Source organism: Streptomyces sp. NPDC001480 (assembly GCF_042894725.1).
In the GTDB taxonomy this organism is placed as follows: domain Bacteria; phylum Actinomycetota; class Actinomycetes; order Streptomycetales; family Streptomycetaceae; genus Streptomyces.
In genome coordinates this window covers 513,746-531,325 of record NZ_JBIAVX010000004.1, presented here as the reverse complement: position 1 = coordinate 531,325, position 17,580 = coordinate 513,746, and the positions used below count along the sequence as shown (strand labels likewise).

Annotated in this window: 17 protein-coding genes; 12 read left to right on the top strand and 5 right to left on the bottom strand. The window is 71.9% G+C overall.

From position 1 onward, the window contains the following. Window positions 1–9 precede the first annotated feature (9 nt). From ACFY01_RS12670 to ACFY01_RS12650, 5 genes are all read right to left on the bottom strand, one after another. Window positions 10–1,281, bottom strand: a complete 1,272-nt coding sequence (locus ACFY01_RS12670; RefSeq protein ID WP_390735699.1) for an aspartate aminotransferase family protein — start codon at window positions 1,279–1,281, stop codon at window positions 10–12. Continuing rightward, on the bottom strand, window positions 1,278–2,381 hold the full coding sequence (locus ACFY01_RS12665; protein WP_390735698.1) for an SDR family oxidoreductase: 1,104 nt from the start codon (window positions 2,379–2,381) through the stop codon (window positions 1,278–1,280). The genes ACFY01_RS12670 and ACFY01_RS12665 overlap by 4 nt, the downstream gene beginning before the upstream one ends. 73 nt (window positions 2,382–2,454) lie before the next feature. Beyond that, the gene (locus tag ACFY01_RS12660; protein ID WP_390735697.1) at window positions 2,455–3,585 is read right to left on the bottom strand and encodes an acyl-CoA dehydrogenase; all 1,131 of its coding nucleotides are present in this window, start codon (window positions 3,583–3,585) and stop codon (window positions 2,455–2,457) included. A gap of 52 nt (window positions 3,586–3,637) precedes the next feature. Further along, window positions 3,638–4,630 carry a bifunctional lysylphosphatidylglycerol flippase/synthetase MprF gene (locus tag ACFY01_RS12655; RefSeq protein WP_390735696.1) on the bottom strand — a complete coding sequence of 331 codons (993 nt, stop codon included), beginning with the start codon at window positions 4,628–4,630 and terminating at the stop codon, window positions 3,638–3,640. Then, window positions 4,593–5,087 (bottom strand): hypothetical protein, encoded by a 495-nt coding sequence (locus ACFY01_RS12650; RefSeq protein WP_390735695.1) that lies wholly within the window; start codon window positions 5,085–5,087, stop codon window positions 4,593–4,595. The genes ACFY01_RS12655 and ACFY01_RS12650 overlap by 38 nt, the downstream gene beginning before the upstream one ends. 133 nt (window positions 5,088–5,220) lie before the next feature. Here ACFY01_RS12650 and ACFY01_RS12645 point away from each other — a divergent pair, with 133 nt between their 5' ends. The 12 genes from ACFY01_RS12645 to ACFY01_RS12590 all read left to right on the top strand — a co-directional run bounded on the left by ACFY01_RS12645 (window position 5,221) and on the right by ACFY01_RS12590 (window position 17,571). Beyond that, window positions 5,221–6,240 (top strand): lytic murein transglycosylase, encoded by a 1,020-nt coding sequence (locus tag ACFY01_RS12645; RefSeq protein ID WP_390735694.1) that lies wholly within the window; start codon window positions 5,221–5,223, stop codon window positions 6,238–6,240. Window positions 6,241–6,332: 92 nt separating this feature from the next. Beyond that, window positions 6,333–7,352, top strand: a complete 1,020-nt coding sequence (locus ACFY01_RS12640; protein WP_390735693.1) for a sigma-70 family RNA polymerase sigma factor — start codon at window positions 6,333–6,335, stop codon at window positions 7,350–7,352. Window positions 7,353–7,448: 96 nt separating this feature from the next. Next, window positions 7,449–8,396, top strand: a complete 948-nt coding sequence (locus ACFY01_RS12635) for an ABC transporter ATP-binding protein (RefSeq protein WP_390735692.1) — start codon at window positions 7,449–7,451, stop codon at window positions 8,394–8,396. Then, complete coding sequence (locus ACFY01_RS12630; RefSeq protein ID WP_390735691.1) at window positions 8,393–9,163, top strand: MlaE family ABC transporter permease; 771 nt, start codon at window positions 8,393–8,395, stop codon at window positions 9,161–9,163. The genes ACFY01_RS12635 and ACFY01_RS12630 overlap by 4 nt, the downstream gene beginning before the upstream one ends. 3 nt (window positions 9,164–9,166) lie before the next feature. Beyond that, complete coding sequence (locus tag ACFY01_RS12625) at window positions 9,167–9,970, top strand: ABC transporter permease (protein WP_390735690.1); 804 nt, start codon at window positions 9,167–9,169, stop codon at window positions 9,968–9,970. Between the two features lie 5 nt (window positions 9,971–9,975). Beyond that, a complete protein-coding gene (locus tag ACFY01_RS12620) occupies window positions 9,976–11,229 on the top strand; it encodes an MCE family protein (RefSeq protein ID WP_390735689.1) in 1,254 nt (417 codons plus the stop codon). Continuing rightward, complete coding sequence (locus ACFY01_RS12615) at window positions 11,226–12,263, top strand: MCE family protein (protein ID WP_390735688.1); 1,038 nt, start codon at window positions 11,226–11,228, stop codon at window positions 12,261–12,263. Before ACFY01_RS12620 ends, ACFY01_RS12615 begins: the two co-directional genes overlap by 4 nt. Further along, window positions 12,260–13,411, top strand: a complete 1,152-nt coding sequence (locus tag ACFY01_RS12610; RefSeq protein WP_390735687.1) for an MCE family protein — start codon at window positions 12,260–12,262, stop codon at window positions 13,409–13,411. Before ACFY01_RS12615 ends, ACFY01_RS12610 begins: the two co-directional genes overlap by 4 nt. Beyond that, window positions 13,408–14,532: an MCE family protein gene (locus ACFY01_RS12605; RefSeq protein ID WP_390735686.1), complete on the top strand. Its 1,125-nt coding sequence runs from the start codon at window positions 13,408–13,410 to the stop codon at window positions 14,530–14,532. Before ACFY01_RS12610 ends, ACFY01_RS12605 begins: the two co-directional genes overlap by 4 nt. Continuing rightward, window positions 14,529–15,809, top strand: a complete 1,281-nt coding sequence (locus ACFY01_RS12600) for an MCE family protein (protein WP_390735685.1) — start codon at window positions 14,529–14,531, stop codon at window positions 15,807–15,809. Before ACFY01_RS12605 ends, ACFY01_RS12600 begins: the two co-directional genes overlap by 4 nt. Then, the gene (locus tag ACFY01_RS12595; protein ID WP_390735684.1) at window positions 15,806–17,083 is read left to right on the top strand and encodes an MCE family protein; all 1,278 of its coding nucleotides are present in this window, start codon (window positions 15,806–15,808) and stop codon (window positions 17,081–17,083) included. Before ACFY01_RS12600 ends, ACFY01_RS12595 begins: the two co-directional genes overlap by 4 nt. Next, complete coding sequence (locus tag ACFY01_RS12590) at window positions 17,056–17,571, top strand: hypothetical protein (protein WP_390735683.1); 516 nt, start codon at window positions 17,056–17,058, stop codon at window positions 17,569–17,571. The genes ACFY01_RS12595 and ACFY01_RS12590 overlap by 28 nt, the downstream gene beginning before the upstream one ends. Window positions 17,572–17,580: the final 9 nt, after the last annotated feature.

The following is a 17,580-nucleotide window of genomic DNA, read 5'->3' as shown; positions in this document are numbered from 1 at the left end:
TCCAGACGGTCAGCCGAGGCGTGCGTGCACGGCCCGCAGGGCTTCGGCGAGGGTGGCGAGGAAGAGTGCGGTCTCGTCGGGTCCGGCGATCGCCGGGGGCGTCAGCCGGAGCACGCGCGTGGAGTTCAGCGAGTGGTTCACCAGGACGCCGCGGGCCACGAGTTCCAGCAGCGTCTCGCCGACGGCCTGCGCCCGGCCGAACTCGACGCCGATCAGCAGTCCGCGGCCGCGGACGTCGTGCACGAGGCGGCCCCGGTAGGGGGCGCAGGCGTCGCGGACGCCGGCGAGCAGTCGCCGGCCGAGCGAGGCGGCCCGGCCCACGATGTCCTCGCGGTCCATGGTCTCCACCGCCGCCAGGGCCGCGGCGCAGGCGATCGGCGAGGCGCCGAAGGTGGAGGTGTGGAGGTAGGGGTCGCGGGAGAACGGGCCGTAGGCGTGCTCGGTGGCCACCATCGCGGCCACCGGCACGACGCCGCCGCTCAGCCCCTTTCCGACGAGGAGGACGTCCGGCACCACGCGCTCGGCGTCCACGCCCCACCAGGTGCCGAGCCGGCCCAGGCCGGTCTGCACCTCGTCCACGATCAGGAAGGCCCCGTGGGCGCGGCACAGCCGGGCCGCCTCCGCCAGGTATCCGGGAGGCGGAACGCGTACCCCTCCCTCGCCCTGCACCGGCTCCAGGATCACGCACGCGCGGTCGCGGCGCTCGGCGAGCACGGCCTCCAGCCCGGCCAGGTCCCCGTAGGCGACCTGTGCGGTGTCCGGGAGCAGCGGCTCGAAGGGCGCCTGGTACGTGGTGTTGGCGGTGGCGCTCAGCGCCCCCAGGGTCTTCCCGTGGTAGCCGGACACGGTGGTCACCAGGGCGTTGCGGCCGTGGGCGCGGGCCAGTTTCAGGCCCGCCTCGGTGGCCTCGGCGCCGGAGTTGACGAAGTGGACGTGGTCCAGCCCGGCGGGTGTGCGGGCGGCGAGCGCGGCGGCGGCCCGGGCGGCGACGGGTTCCAGGAACACCCGGGTGGCCAGGGGGTGCGCGTCGAGCTGCCGGTGCACGGCCTCGACCACCGCGGGGTGGCGGTGGCCCAGGATGAAGACGCCGTAGCCCCCGAAGTCCAGGTAGCGGCGTCCGTCGTCGGTGTGCACCCAGGCGCCCTCGGAGTACGTCTCGACCATGCCGCCCAGCACCGTGCCCATGATGGCCCGGCCGGAGCCCAGATGGCGTCGGCAGAGTTCGGCGGTGTCCCCCGGTGACCCCACGGCCGCGTGCCGGGCGGCCGGTACGGCGGTCATGACGCCAGCTCCGCCGGGGCCGGCGCCGTCGGCAGCCGGCGCAGCCGGCGCAGGCCTTGGCGGCCGACCGCCCAGCACTCCACGTTGCGCACCAGCGCCGACCGGATCGCGGCGCGCGTGGGGGCCGTGCCGCAGTGCGGCGTCCCCAGGTGGGACACGAAAGGCAGCTCCCGCTGGAAGACCAGCAGCAGCTCCGCGTAGTCCTGGAGCCGGCGCCGCACCGACTCGGGGAAGGACGGTCCTTCGAGAAGCGGGAGCAGCAGCCGGTGCACCGCCTCCAGGGGGATCAGCCGCGGCGGGTGCGGGCGCTCGCCGTGGCGTTCGGCGAACTCCAGGCAGACGTCGACCACTTCCCGCTGGAGGATGGCCGCGGCCCCGGCGGTCAGCCAGTACTCGCCCTCGGTGACGCCGGCCCTGACCAGGTCGCCCACCGCGCGGGCCACCACGTCCTGCGGCACCATGTCGATCCTCGTCCCGGCCGAGCCCGGGAGCACCGGGACCTGCCCCTTGACGATCCCTCCCAGCGCCCGGGTCAGGCCCTGCACCCGGGCGATCCGGCCGGTGGCGGAGTCGCCCATGACCACGGACGGACGCAGGACGACTCCGGGGACCGGAGCCGACCGCACGGCTTCCTCGGCCGCCGCCTTGGAGGCGAGGTAGGCCGCCGCCCCGGGAAAACGCTGCCGTTCCTCGGCTCCGACCGGGTTCGCCACGAAGGCCGTGCTCATGTAGAAGAAGGGGGCTTCGGCGCGGGCCGCCAGGTCGAGCATCGAGCGGGTGCCGTCCAGGTTGGTCCGCCAGATGTCGGCCGGTGCCGCCCGCCAGTTGGTGGCCGCGGCGCAGTGCACCACCACGTCCACGGCGGCGGTGAGGCCGGACCGCTCGGTGGCCGGGAGTCCCAGGCCGGGGGTGTTCAGGTCCGCCGTCACCTCCCGTACCCGGGGGTCGTCCAGCGATGTCCGGTGGCGCAGGCAGATCACGTCGTAATCGTCGCAGAGCTCGTCGACCAGGGCCCGGCCGAGTACGCCCGCGGCGCCGGTGAGCAGCAGGGTCGGGCGTTGGTTTCGGGGGCGGGGCTGGTCGCTGGGTTCGGGCGGCATGGTCGGGTGACTCCCATCGGGCGCGATGTGGTGCGGTGCGGTGCGGCCTGCTGAGTGCGGGGACCGGGTCGGGTCAGGCGATGGTGAGCGGCTCGCCGGCCAGGTGGGCGGCGAGCGGGCCGGTCATCCGGGACCGTGCGGGCGGGTGCAGGGACAGCCCGCTCGCCGAGGCGGCGAGATGGCCGACCTCGTCGGAGCTCATGAAGTTGAGGCCGCCGAGCAGTTCCACCGCCCGTGGGACCATGCGTGCGAGGGCGTCCTGCACGCAGTAGCGGACGCACAGCGAGTCGGCCAGCGCGGACTCGTCCGGGCGGCCCTCGTCGATCCGGCGGGCGACGCCCTCGGCGGCGGACATCGCGCCCTCGGCCTCCACCAGCAGCCGCACCCGCTCGGACTCGGGCACCCGCTCGTTGCACAGCACCCGTTCCACCAGCGCGCTGGCGACCCCCAGGTAGCTGCCCGTCATCAGCAGCTCGAACCAGACGAAGCCCGCGGTCTGGAGTTCGTCCAGCCCGCCGGCCGGGGCCGAGGTGCGCAGCAGCAGCTCCGGCGGTACCAGGACGTCCGTGAGGGTGACCTGGTCGCTCTCCGCGCCCGCCAGGAACGAACTGGACCAGAAACCGCTGACGCTGAGGCCCTCGCTCTCGGCGGGCACCAGCGCGACGGCCAGTTCCTCGCCCGTCCCGTCCGCGCGGGGCACCAGGACGCTCGCGGTGAGCAGGTCCATCGACCGGGCCAGACTGCACGGGCGTTTCACCCCGCTGATCCGCACCCCGTCGGGCCCCACCGTGGCGGTCATCGACGGGGACAGGATGCCAGCGCCGGGGCGTCCCTCGGCGAAGCCGGAGGCCACCAGGCGGTTGGCGGAGGCCACGCCTTCGACGAGCATCCACTCCAGGCCCTCGCCGCCGTCGATCAGGCCGACCAGGGTGGCCATGGAGAAGTGGTGCATGGTGGTGGCCACCGCCAAGGACGGCGACCTGCTGCCCAGGGCGCGCTGCACCCGCAGGGCTTCCAGGGCGGTGGCGCCCCTGCCCTGGCAGGACTCCGGCGCCACCAGGCCGGGGCCGCCGCTGTCGCGGAAGAGCCGGATGCCGGGGCCGCCCGGGCCCTCCAGCTCCATGAGGGGCACCGCCCGCAGGCTCTCGTCCAGCCCCGGCAACAGCTTGGCCAGAATGGCGCGTTCGCGCTCCAGAAACCTCATGTCCTCCCCTGTTCTGAACAACCCGGTCGGGGGCCTCTGACCTCCGGCCGGCTTACAACGCCCGCGTGGCGCGCAGCAGTTGCCACACCGCCTTCGGTCCCGGCCGCCCCTGGAAGGCGATGTACTCGGGAAGCACCGCGTGGGGCGCCCATTTCTGCTTGTAGTCGAGCTGTGAGGCGGCTGGGTAGATCCGTTCGCCGTGCTCGGCGAGCAGGCGGACACAGCGCGCGAACGCATGGCTGGCGCACGGCAGTTCGTGCTCGTCGGAGAGTCCGGTGAAGGGGGTGAAGCCGAAGTGCAGCCAGCCCTCGCCGTCGGCCGACATCCGCTCCATCGCGGTCGCGTTGAGCGCTTCCATCACTCCTGGCGGGGCGTCCGGGGAGCGCCGGCTCAGGTCGTGGAGCCAGCCCGGCCGCCTGCCGAACACGGGCGAGTAGCTGATGTACCCGACGGCCACCCCGCCGATCCGCCCCAGGAACAGTCGTCGGTACCGCTGGGCCGCTCCGCTCCGCTCTCCCACCAGGAACCGCAGCTCCTTGGTACGGCGGCCCTTGCCACGGAGCCAGGCCCGGTCGACCGAGTCCAGTTCCCGCTCGGTGGCCGGGTCGACGGGGCCCGTCTCGACCACCTCCAGGCCTGCGCGGCGGGCCCTGGAGATCTTGTTCCGCAGCCGGACGAAACGTGAGCCGCGGAGCGTGAACCGGGCCAGTTCGACCGCGTACGACGCCCCCAGCTGATTGACCGTGAAACCGTGCGCCGCGTACAGCTCGGCGTCCGACCGCTGCAACTGCACCGCCACCACCCGGCGTGGACGGGCGTGCCCCACGAAGGCGTCGAGCAGATCCGCACGCTGCTCGGCCACCGCGAAGGGGCCCGCGAACTGCAGGAGGTGGCGTCCGGACCGGCGGAAGACGCAGGCGCCGTCGAAACGCGGGTCCTGGAAGTATTCATTTCCCTGGTTGAGAGCGAGAAAAGAGCTCGGATTGTCACTGTGGCGAACCAGGGCATCAAAGACGGACGGCGTCCGCGTCCCTTCGGGAGGCATCGCATCTCCTTCCGGTCGAAGTGGAATACTTCCTCTCGAAATCGGCGTATTCCGGATGCGATTCCGGTTCGAAACTCACACCGAACGGCTTGAGCGAATTACCGAACAGGGCGCGGTCCCCCAGCAGGTGCAGAGGAAGCGCCAGCAGCGCCCATTCCGGTTTCACCAGCACCGCCCACAGCCCGGCGACCACACCCGCGGTCACCAGGCTGTGCATGGTGTTGTACGCCACGAAGTACCAGCGCGAGATACGCCCGTCGCGGCTCCGCCGGAAGGCCACCGCTCCGGGGATGTAGCCGATGACGTCGATGACGGCGAACAGCCCGGCGAAGACCGCCCAGCGCATCTCCGAGAAGTGCCGAACGGTGAGCGCGGCGCATATCGCCAGACCGCCCAGCCATTCCAGCCGCAGCAGGAAGAAGGTGGTCCTTGTTTCGAACCTGTTCTTCGCGTCCATGTGCCTCCGCCCTTCACCCTTGTTTACGGGGGATGCGCAGGAAACCCTCGCGAGAAAAACGATGTGTCCGCGACGGACGCGCCGCCCTCCCGCGTAGAGCGGACGACAGCAGCCCACAGGGAGGGATCACGACGTGGCAGGGCACAGAGTCAGGGGCGTGCGGGGTACGGCGGTCGCGGCGGCGGCGATGGCGGCGCTGACCGCGTCACAGGCGCCGGGTGCGGTGCCGGCGCGGGCCGACGCACCGGTGGAGCGGCCGGCCGGGCCCGGACCGGGCGTGTCCGGTGACAGCCCGTACCGCACGGACCTGCCGCCGCTCACGCGGAAGCACCCGGGCGGCGCGTCGGTGCCGGGCGCCGTGCTGCCCGCGACCGTCTTCGCCGCCTACCGGCACGCAGAGTCGGAGCTTGCCCGGACCGCGCCCGGCTGCCGGCTCAGGTGGCAGTTGCCGGCGGCGATCGGCCAGGTGGAGTCGGGGCAGGCGGACGGCGGCCGGGTGACCGCGGACGGCACGAGCGTGACACCGATCCTGGGCCCGCGGCTGGACGGCGGCGCCTTCGCCGTCGTACGGGACACGGACGGCGGGGTGTACGACGGGGACCGGGTGTACGACCGCGCGGTCGGGCCGATGCAGTTCATCCCGTCGACATGGGACCGCTGGGGCGCCGACGGGAACGGCGACGGTCGGGCCGACCCGGACAACGTGTTCGACGCGGCGCTGGCCGCCGGGCGCTATCTGTGCGCCGGCGGGAGGGACCTGTCCGACCCGGCCGGGCTGGACGCGGCGATCCTCGCCTACAACCACTCGGAGGCGTATCTGCGGACGGTGCGGGCCTGGTACGCGTACTTCCTGAACGGTCACCGGGTGGTTCCGGACGGCCCCGCCACGGCGTCGTCCCGGCCCGCGGGCCGCCCCGGCACCCCTCGGCCGAAATCCACCCCGAAACCGGCGCCGGCACCGCGACCGAGGGACACTCCGACCCCGTCCCCACCGCCGCCCACGCCCGCCTCGCCGACCCCCTCCAACTCCCTTCCGCCCACCGGGAAATCGGCGGAACCGCTGGTCCCGGTACCCGACCCGGCGACCGCTCTGCCCACCGCCGACCTGCTGCCCAGCGGCGGTCCGCCGCCAGTAACGGCGGGGACTCGATGACCTCCACCCCCTCCACAACCGCGACTACCGGGCGGTAATGTCGCCACCCGCCGGACGGGACGACACCGGCGGGAGAGCGTGAAGGGGCCCTCATGGCGAGTGACGTGCCTGCGGAGACACCGGCCGCCGACGAGCGCTGGCAGCGCATGTGGAGCCACCGCGAGCAGCTGCTCAAGGTGGCCCGGCGCCGGTCGATGAGCCAGGAGGACGCCGAGGACGCGGTGCACGAGGCGATGCTGCGCGCGGCGGAGCGGCCCGACCTGGACGACGAGCGGCTCGCCGCCTGGCTGACGACGGTCACGATGCGGCTGTGCGTGGACCGCTACCGGCAGGTCAACCGCGAGGCCGAGGTCCGCACCCGCCCGACCCTTCTCGCGCCCGCACCGGTGCCGGTCGAGGAGGCCGTGTGCGACCGGGCCGAGGCGAGGTGGCTGGCCGTGCGCAGCGGGGAGCTGCCCGCCCGGCAGGCGGAGGCGCTGCGGCTGAAGTCCGAGGACCTGGACGTGAGTCAGGTCGCCGTCCGGATGGGCCTGAGCTACCGGACCGTCGAATCGCTCCTCGCCCGGGCCCGGCGAACGCTTCGGAGCTCGCTGGCCGCGACCCTCGGGTTCGCCGCGTTCCTCGTCGGGCGGCTGCGGGCCGGCGGCAAGGCACAGGCGGTGGCGGCCGCGTCGACGGCGGCGACCGTGGCGGTGGCGGGGCTCGTGCTGCCGTACGCGCTGGACCGGGGACGGCCGGACGCGGCGCCCGTGCCCTCCGCCACCGCCGTGTCCGGGACCACCGCCGGGACCGTACGGCCCGACCGCACGGACCGGCTGTCCGCCCCTGCCCCGGCCGTCCGCGAACTGTCGGCCACCTCGTCCGGCGGGGCGGCGCCGTCGGCCGGCGCCCACGACCGGTCGCTGCTGCCGCTGTCGGTGCCGCCCCTGCCCGCGGCCTCGCTGTCGCCGGTGCCGACGGTCCCCGAGGTGCCGTCGGAGGTCCCGAGCGTGTCGAAGCTGCCGGGCGTGCCGAGCCTGCCCGCTCTGCCGGATCCCTCCACGACCCCGACGGCGTTGCCGTCCATCACCGGAGCTCCGGTCGGCGTACCGACCCTGAGCCCGCTGCCGTAGGCCCTCGAAAAAAGTTCCCCTCCCCCGCGACGGACCCCCGCCCTCCCCCCGTAGAGCAGATGTCGGAGCTGCTCCACGGGCCGAAAGGTGAACCGGATGGGTGTGGAGATCTGTGTGGAAGGGCTGACCAAGTCCTTCGGCCACCAGGTCGTCTGGCAGGACGTCTCGCTGACGCTGCCGGCCGGGGAGGTCTCGGTCATGCTCGGCCCCTCGGGCACGGGCAAGTCGGTCTTCCTCAAGACGCTCGTGGGACTGCTGAAGCCGGACCGGGGATCGGTGAAGATCGCGGGGCGGGACATCACCAGGCTCCGCGAGCACGAGCTGTACGAGGTGCGCAAGCTCTTCGGCGTGCTGTTCCAGGACGGCGCCCTGTTCGGCTCGATGAACCTGTACGACAACATCGCCTTCCCGCTGCGCGAGCACACCCGCAGGTCCGAGAGCGAGATCCGGCGCATCGTGCTGGAGAAGATGGACATGGTCGGGCTGATCGGCTCCGAGGGGAAGCTGCCCGGTGAGATCTCCGGCGGGATGCGCAAGCGGGCCGGTCTCGCCCGCGCCCTCGTCCTCGACCCCGAGGTCATCCTGTTCGACGAACCCGACTCCGGCCTCGACCCGGTACGCGTCGCCTATCTCAACCAGCTCATCGTCGACCTCAACGCCCAGATCGACGCGACCTTCCTGATCGTCACGCACGACATCGCCTCGGCCCGCCAGGTGCCGGACAACATCGGCCTGCTGTTCCGGCGCGAGCTGGTCATGTTCGGGCCGCGCGAGGAACTGCTGACCAGTGACGAGCCGGTGGTCCGGCAGTTCCTGAACGGCCGGATGCAGGGCCCCATCGGCATGGCGGAGGAGAAGGACGCGGCCCAGGTCGAACAGGAACTGGCCGCGCTCGGCGACGGGAACACCGCACAGACCCTCGGCAGCCAGGCGCTGACTCCCCGCCTGCTGCCGGGACCGGGCATCATCCGGCCGCCCCGCTGGGATGCGATCGCACTGCACGAGGCCGAGCTTCGCCGCCGGAAGGCGGTGGCCGGCGCATGAGACTGTCACCGACCGGAGCGCTGCGGCACTCGGGGAACCTGTTCGCGATGGCCCTGGACGTCGTTCGGACGGTGCCCCGACGGCCCTTCCAGGCACGGGAGTTCATCCAGCAGGCCTGGTTCGTCGCGAGCGTCACCATCCTCCCCACGGCCCTGGTGTCCATCCCGTTCGGCGCGGTGATCGCGCTCCAGATCGGCAGCCTGACCCGGCAGCTCGGCGCCCAGTCCTTCTCCGGGGCCGCCTCGGTGCTGGCGGTGCTGCGGGAGGCGTCGCCGATCGTCACCGCGCTGCTGATCGCGGGCGCCGGCGGCACGGCGATCTGCGCGGATCTGGGGGCGCGGAAGATCCGCGAGGAGATCGACGCGATGCGGGTGCTGGGCATCGACCCGATCCACCGGCTGGTCGTGCCGCGCGTGCTGGCCTCGATGGTGGTGGCGGTGCTGCTCAACGGCCTGGTGTCGGTGGTCGGTGTGGCAGGCGGCTACTTCTTCAACGTCGTGCTCCAGCACGGCACGCCCGGCGCCTACCTGGCGTCCTTCACCACCCTCGCCCAGCTCTCCGACCTGTGGGCGGCGGAGATCAAGGCGCTGGTGTTCGGGGCGATCGCGGCCGTCGTCGCCTCGTACAAGGGGCTTGACGCGAAGGGCGGGCCGAAGGGTGTGGGCGACGCCGTGAACCAGTCGGTGGTGATCACCTTCATGTTGCTGTTCGTGACGAACTTCGTGATGACCGCCGTGTACTTCCAGATCGTCCCGCAGAGGGGCTGAGTCATGGCACTGCTGAAAGAGCTGGAGGAACTGGGCGAACAGCTCTCCTTCTACGGCCGCTCGCTCGCGTGGACCGGCCGGACGGTGCGCCGCTACAAGAAGGAGGTCCTGCGGCTGCTCGCCGAGGTGAGCTTCGGCCGGGGCGCCCTCGCCGTCGTCGGCGGCACGGTCGGTGTGATCGCCTTCCTGTCGTTCTTCACCGGCACGGAGGTGGGCCTCCAGGGGTATGCCGCGCTCAACCAGCTCGGCACCTCCAACTTCGTGGCGTTCCTGTCGGCGTACTTCAACACCCGGGAGATCGCCCCGCTGGTGGCCGGACTCGCGCTGTCCGCGACCGTCGGCGCGGGGTTCACCGCCCAGCTCGGCGCGATGCGGATCAGCGAGGAGACGGACGCCCTGGAAGTGATGGGCGTGCCCTCGCTGCCGTTCCTGGTGACCACCCGGATGATCGCCGGCTTCGTCGCGGTGATCCCGCTGTACGTGATCGGGCTGCTGTCCTCGTACCTCGCCGCCCGCACCATCACCACCGGCTACTACGGGCAGTCGGCGGGCACCTACGACCACTACTTCCAGCAGTACCTGCCGCCGGTCGACGTGCTGTGGTCCTTCGGGAAGGTCCTGGTCTTCGCCGTCCTGATCATCCTGGTCCACTGCTACTACGGCTACTCGGCGAGCGGCGGCCCGGCGGGCGTCGGCGTCGCGGTGGGGCGCGCCGTGCGCACCTCGATCGTCGCGATCAACGTCCTGGACTTCTTCCTGTCGCTGGCGATCTGGGGCGCCAACACGACCGTGCGGATCGCGGGGTGAGCCGGGTGAGCCGTAGAAGAGCGCTGAGGCTGCGGTTGTACGGCGTGCTGTTCATCGCCGTACTGGCCCTGCTGCTGTCGCTGTCGGTCGCCGTCTACCGGCAGGTGTTCACCCCGGCCGTGCGGATCGAGCTGGAGGCCGACAGCCTCGGCAACCAGCTCGACCCGATGGCCGACGTCAAGCTGCGCGGGCTGCTGGTCGGCGAGGTGCGCGCGGTGCACGCCGACGGGCGGAAGGCGACGCTCGACATCGCTCTGAAGCCGGAGTACGTCGCCGGCATCCCCTCCGACGTGCATGCGCGCCTGCTGCCCAAGACGCTGTTCGGTGAGAAGTACGTCGATCTGGTCGTGCCCGCGCACACCGATGCCTCGGCCGTTCCTCCCATTCGTGCCGGTGACGTCATCACCCAGGACCGCACCCGCGTCGGCATCGAGGTGCAGCGGCTGATGAACGACCTGCTGCCGCTGCTGCGGACCGTGCAGCCCGGCAAGCTCAACGCCACGCTCTCCGCCTTCGCCACCGCCCTGGAGGGGCGCGGCGACCGTATCGGCGACAACCTCACGCGAGTGGAGGCCTATCTGCACCGCCTCAATCCTCATCTGCCCACCCTCACCGAGGACTTCGCCCGTCTCGCCGATGTCGCCGAGGTCTACGGCGACGCGGCACCGGACCTGATGGCGATCCTGCGGAACACCGTCACCACCAGCCGCACCCTGGTCGAGCAGCGGGAGCACATCGCCTCCGCGCTGACCACGACGGCCGGCGTGGCCGGCACCGCGCAGGGCTTCCTCGACGCGAACGGCGACCGGCTGATCACCCTCGGCCGGGTCTCCCGCCCCACGCTGGAACTCTTCGCCCGCTACTCGCCCGAGTACCCCTGCCTCCTCGCCGGCCTGGTTCACGAGGAGCAGGCCTCCGAACAGGCGTTCCGCGGCGGCACGATGCACATCACGCTGGAGGTGGTGCGCCCGCAGGAGGCGTACCAGCCCGGTGAGGAGCCCCGCTACGCCGACCGGTCGGGGCCCGACTGCCGTGATCTGCCGCATCCGTCCGTGCCCGCGCCGGGTGTCCGTCTCGACGACGGTTCGAGGAGCCCGGGTTCGTCCGCGCCGCCCGGCGTCTCCGCCACCCGGGCCGAGCAGCACGCCGTCGGCTCGCTCGTGTCGCCCGTGCTGGGTGTGCCCGCCGACGAGGTACCGCCGGTCGCGACGCTGCTGTTCGGGCCGATGGCACGCGGAACGGCGGTGAGCGTCGCATGAGAACGTCGGGAGCCCGGCGGACCGCCGCACCACTGATCAAGTTCAGCCTCTTCGCGCTGGTGACGATCCTGGCGACGGCGCTGCTCGCCGCGACCATCGCCGGCTTCTCCCACACCCCCGAGCACACCTACCGCGCGGTGTTCAGCGACGTCACCGGCCTGGAGACGGGCGACGACATCCGGGTGGCGGGGGTGCGGGTCGGCGAGGTCGAGGGCATCCGGATCAAGGACCGGACGCTGGCGGAGATCACCTTCAGCGTCGGCGCGGACCGGCCGCTGCTCACCAGCACACACGCGGTCATCCGGTACCGGAACCTGGTCGGGCAGCGGTACGTCGCCCTGACCGAGGGCGCGGGCGACGGCACCCGGCTGAGGCCCGGCGCCACCATCCCGCTGAAGCGCACCCGGCCCGCCCTGGACCTCAACGCACTGCTCAACGGCTTCAAACCGCTGTTCGCCGCGCTCAGCCCCGGGGACGTCAACCAGCTGGCCACCGAGATCATCAAGACGCTCCAGGGCGAGGGCGGCACCGTCGACAGCCTTCTGGTGCACACCGCCTCGCTCACCACGACCCTGGCCGACCGCGACAAGCTGATCGGCTCGGTGATCGACAACCTCAACACGGTGCTGAAGACGCTGGACAGGCGTGGCACCCGCTTCTCCCAGCTACTCAGGGAGCTGCGCCGGGTGGTCTCGGGGCTGTCCGCCGACCGCGAGCCCATCGGTCGGTCGCTGGTGGGCATCGGCGACCTGACGGATGCCACCTCCGGGCTGCTGAAGGACGCGCGGCCGCCGCTGAAGGACGACATCGCCGGGCTGGCCGGTCTCACCGGAACGCTCAACGACAACGAGAAGACCGTGGAGGGTGTGCTGAAGCGGCTGCCGAACAAGCTCAACGCACTGACGGGGGCCGCGTCCTACGGCTCGTGGTTCAACTTCTACCTCTGCGACTTCGACGGCCGGATCGTGCTGCCGAAGACGAAGCAGGTGCTCACCCCCGATCTGCACGTGGCGAGGGCGAGGTGCGGCGCATGACCCGCCGGAACCGCCCGGAACCGCTGTTCACGGTGCGTATCGACCCGCCGAGGCTGCCGAGGCCACGGCTGCCCCGCAGAGCGGTCCGCCCCCGGAAACCGCAGCCGCTGGTGAAGGTGCGCATCGAGCCGCCCCGGATCAGGCTTCCGCGGATCCGGCGTCCCCGCCCGGTCCCGTTCCGCGACCGCAACCCCGTGGTGATCGGTGCCGTCGGCCTCACCGTCCTCGCGCTGCTGACCGTGGCCGCGTTCAACGCCGACAGCCTGCCGTTCATCGGCGGCGGCAGGACGTACAGCGCGGCCTTCTCGGAGGCGGGCGGCCTCAGGCCCGGGGACGAGGTGCGGATCGCCGGGGTGAAGGTCGGCAAGGTCGAGGACGTCGACCTGGACGGCGACCACGTCAAGGTCACCTTCGAGGTCAAGGGTGATCCGCGGTTCGGCACGCGGACCGGCGCGTCGGTCCGGGTCAAGACGATCCTCGGCGCCAAGTACCTCGCGCTGTCCCCCAAGGGGCCGGGGCAGTTGCAGCCCGGCAGCGAGATCCCGCTGGGGCGGACCGTCGCGGCGTACGACGTCGTGCAGGCGTTCAGCGACCTGACCACCACCTCGGAGAAGGTCGACACCGGCCGGCTGGCGAAGGCTTTGGACACGATCTCCACCACCTTCCAGGACTCGCCCGCCGAGGTGCGGGCGTCCATCAAGGGCCTGTCGCGGATCTCCCGCACGGTGGCCTCGCGGGACAAGGCGCTGAGCGAACTCCTCCGCCACGCGAAGGGCACCACGGGCGTACTGGCCGACCGCTCCGCGGACTTCACCGCACTGGTCGACGACGGCGACAAGCTGTTCCAGGAGATCAGCAAGCGGCGCAAGGCGATCCACAACCTGCTCAAGACCTCCGCCGCGCTCGGCATCGAGCTCTCCGGACTGGTCGAGGACAACGACAAGGAGATCGGGCCCGCGTTGGGGGGCCTGAACCACGTGGTGCAGATGCTCGAACGCAACCAGGCCAGTCTCGACCGCAGCGTCAAGCTGCTCGCCCCCTATGTGCGGGTCTTCACCAACACCCTCGGCAACGGCCGTTGGTTCGACTCCTACGTCCAGAATCTCGTCGCCGTTCCGGTGGCGCCCCGGACGGGAGGTGCGCGATGAGGACCGTGCACAGACGCCTGGCCCTGCTCATCGCGCCGGTCCTGGTCGCCGCTCTCGGCTACGTGCTGTGGCCGCGCCCCGAGCCGGTGCGTGTCACCGCGTACTTCCCGCGCACCGTGGGCATCTACCCCGGCTCGGACGTCCGCGTCCTCGGCGTGCGGATCGGCGAGGTCGAGAAGATCACGCCTGAAGGCGGCCGGGTCCGGGTGGAGCTGGAGTACGACGCGGGGCGCAGGGTCCCCGCGGACGCCAAGGCCGCGATCATCAACTCCTCGGTGGTCAGCGACCGTTACGTGCAGCTGCTGCCGGTGTACCGGAAGGGCCCGGTGCTGCGGGACGGCGCCGTCATCCCCGAGTCGCGCACCGCCGTACCCGTCGAACTCGACCGCGTCTTCGACAGCCTGCACACGACCGCCGACGCGCTCGGTCCCCGGGGCGCCAACAAGGACGGCGCCCTGTCGCGGCTGCTCGGGGTGAGCGCCGACAATCTCCACGGGCAGGGCCAGAACCTCAACCGGACGGTCCATGACCTCTCACTGGCGGTCACCACCCTGTCCGACGGCCGCACCGACCTGTTCGGCACGGTGCGCAACCTCCAGGTGTTCACGGCGGCGCTCGCCGCCGACGACAAGGACGTGCGGTCCTTCGACACCAGCCTCGCCGGCGTCGCGAAGCAGCTCGCGGGCGAGCGCAAGGACCTCGCGGCGGCGCTCACCGACCTGGGAACGGCCCTCGGCGATGTCGCCGCCTTCGTGAAGAAGAACAAGAAGTCGCTGACCTCCGACGTGCAGGGCCTCAGCAAGGTGACGAAGGTGCTCGTCACCCAACGGGCCGCGCTGGACGAGCTGCTGCGGGTCGCACCCACGGGCCTGTCGAACCTGAACAACGCCTACAACCCCTCCTCCGGCACCCTCGACACCCGCGACAACGCCCAGCGGGCGCAGGACCCGGCGTCGCTGCTGTGCTCCGTGCTGAAGACCACCGGCGACGAGGGCGGCAAGAACCCCGACTGCAAGGAGCTGAGGGAACTCTTCGACTCCCTGCCCGAGCTGCCCGCGTCCTCCGCGGTGACGGGCACGACCGACCGGACGCTCGGCGGGATCCTGGGGGCGAGCGCATGAACCTGCGACGCGAGGGCGGGGCGATCGCCTGGGCGGCGGTCGGTGCGCTGCTGCTGTCCGGCTGCGAGTTCCACGGCTGGTACGACATCCCGCTGCCCGGGGGCGCCGCCTCGGACGGCGACGCGTACCACGTCACCGTCGAGTTCCGTGACGTCCTCGACCTGGTGCCGCAGTCGGCGGTGAAGGTCGACGACGTCACCGTGGGCGCGGTCGAGAAGGTGCGGCTGGACGGCTGGCACGCGCGCGTGCGGCTGCGGGTCGCCGGCTCGGTGAAGCTGCCCGCCAACGCGGTCGCCGAGCTGCGGCAGTCCAGTCTGCTCGGCGAGAAGTACGTGGCGCTCGCCGCCCCGGCCGGCGCCGCCGCGGTGGGCCGGCTCCGCGACGGCGACCGCATCCCACTGTCCCGCAGCGGCCGCGACCCGGAGGTCGAGGAGGTGCTGTCCGCGCTGTCCGCCCTGCTCAACGGTGGTGGCGTGGCCCAGCTCAAGACGATCACGGTCGAGCTGAACAAGGCGCTGGACGGCCGGGAGAACCGGGTGCGGTTGCTGCTGAAGGAGCTGAACACCTTCATCGGCGGCCTGGACGACCAGCGCAGGGACATCGTCCACGCGATCCAGGCCGTCGACCGGCTCGCGGGGCGGCTCGGGAAGGAGAAGAAGACCATCGCCGAGGCCGTCGACACGATGCCACCCGCGCTGAAGGTCCTCGCCGGGCAGCGGCGCGATCTGACGAAGATGCTCACCGCCCTGGGCAAGCTCGGCACGACGGGCTCCAAGGTGGTCACCGCCTCGCACGACGACACGGTGGCCGACCTGGAGCAGCTCCGCCCGATCCTGCGGCAGCTGAACAAGGCGGGCGCCGACCTGCCAAACTCACTTGAGCTGCTGACCACTTACCCGTTCCCACGCAACGCCGCGGACGCGACCAAGGGCGACTACGTCAACCTCCACATCACCGCCGACCTCGACCTGGCCGACCTCTACGGCAACGAGACCGGCGGCAACCCCGGGAAGAGCAAGGGAGGTTCCAAGACCCCAGGTGCCCCCGGTGTGCCGGATCTCCCCCATGTTCCGGACCTGCCGAGCGTCCCGGCGCCGACCGCGCTGCCGAGCGCACCGGGCCTGCCGTCGTCACCCTCCGTGCCGTCGGCCCCCTCGGGTGGCGGCGGGCCACTGTGCCCGCCGGTGTGCACCAGCGCCTACACCAACGGCGCGAAGGCGCCCGAAGGGATCGACCTCGCGCTGGCCGAACTTATGCTGAAGGGGGTCCAGCCGTGATCACCCGTACGGTCAAGGCGCAGTTGCTCGCCTTCGCCACCATCACCGCCGTCGGGGTGTCGTACGTCGGCGCCGAGTACACCGGCCTGGTGGACGACGTCCTGGACCGCGGGTACACGGTGCGGGCCGACTTCGCCGACTCCGGCGGGATCTTCCCCGGCGCCGAGGTCACCTACCGCGGGGTGCCCGTCGGCCGCGTCGGCGCCCTGCGGCTGACCGGCGCCGACGGCGTCTCGGTCGCCCTCGACATCGACGACGGGGCGCCGCGCATCCCCGCGGACACCCTCGCGGTGGTGGCGGACCGTTCGGCGGTGGGCGAGCAGTACGTCGACCTCCAGCCGCGTACGTCCCAGGGCCCGTACCTCCTCGACGGCAGCACCATCCCGCGCCGCAGCACCCGCGTGCCCCTGCCCGCCACGGACCTCGTACTCAGCCTGGACCGGCTGGTGAACTCGGTCGGCAAGGACGATCTGCGGGTCACCGTCGACGAGTTGGGCAAGGCGTTCTCCGGCACCGGGCCGGACCTGAGCCGGCTGGTGGACTCGGGCGACGCGCTCGTCGAGTCGGCGTCGAAGTCACTGCCGCAGACGGTCTCGCTGATCGACGACTCGCGGAAGGTCCTGAAGACACAGGCCGACCAGGGCTCGTCGATCAAGTCGTTCGCACACGACCTTTCCCTGCTCACCGCGCAGTTGAAGTCGAGCGACGGCGACCTGCGCAAGCTGATCGGCAACGCCACGCCGGCCGCGCAGCAGGTCGACTCGCTGCTGCGGTCGACCGGGCCCCGGCTGTCGGTCCTGCTGGCCAACCTGATCAGCGGCGGCCAGGTCACGCTGGCCCGCCTGCCCGGTGTGGAGCAGGCCCTCGTCACCTTCCCGGCGCTGGTGTCGGGCAGCTACACGGTCGTACCGGGCGACGGCACCACCCACTTCGGGCTGGTGGTGAACGCCGACGACCCGCCGCCGTGCACCCAGGGGTACGGCACGAGCCGGCGGGATCCCTCCGACACGAGCACCCGCGAGGCGAACACCGATGCGCGCTGCACGGCCCCGCGCGGTGGCAGGACGTCGGTGCGGGGCGCGCAGAACGCCCCCGGGGCGGGGGACGCGTCCGGCGGTGCGAACCAGGCGGCGTACGTCACGCCGTACGACCCGGAGACCGGCACCGCGACCGGTCCGGACGGAAGGCCCGTCGAGATCGGCTCGGCGGGCGGCCAGCAGACGGTGTTCGGAAAGGAGTCGTGGCAATGGCTGCTCGTTGGACCGATGGAATGAGCAGGGCCCTGTCGGGCAGAGCGGTGCAGGTGGGGCTCGCCCTCGCGGCCGTGCTCACGACCGCGCTGACGGTCTGGCTGGGTCTGCGCCTGGACCAGCAGCACGAGACGGCACAGCGGCGCCAGGACGTCCTGGCCGCGGCCCGCCAGTCGGCGCTGAACTTCACCTCGCTCGACTACCGGCACTACGCCCGGGACAGCGCGAACGTCCTCGAGGGCGCCACCGGCGACTTCAAGAAGCAGTTCACCGCGCAGACGGCACAGCTGACCAGGCTCGTCGCCGAGAACAGGTCCGTGTCCCAGGGGCAGGTCCTCGACGCCGGCATCGTCCGGTCGGACACCCGCTCGGCACGCGTCCTGGTGGTCGCCGACAGCAAGGTGACCAACACCGCCGTGCCCAAGGGGGAGGCCCGCACCTATCGGCTCCAGCTCGACCTGGTGCGGCAGGGCGGGCGCTGGCTGACGTCCGACGTCGAGTTCGTGGGCTGACAGGCACCA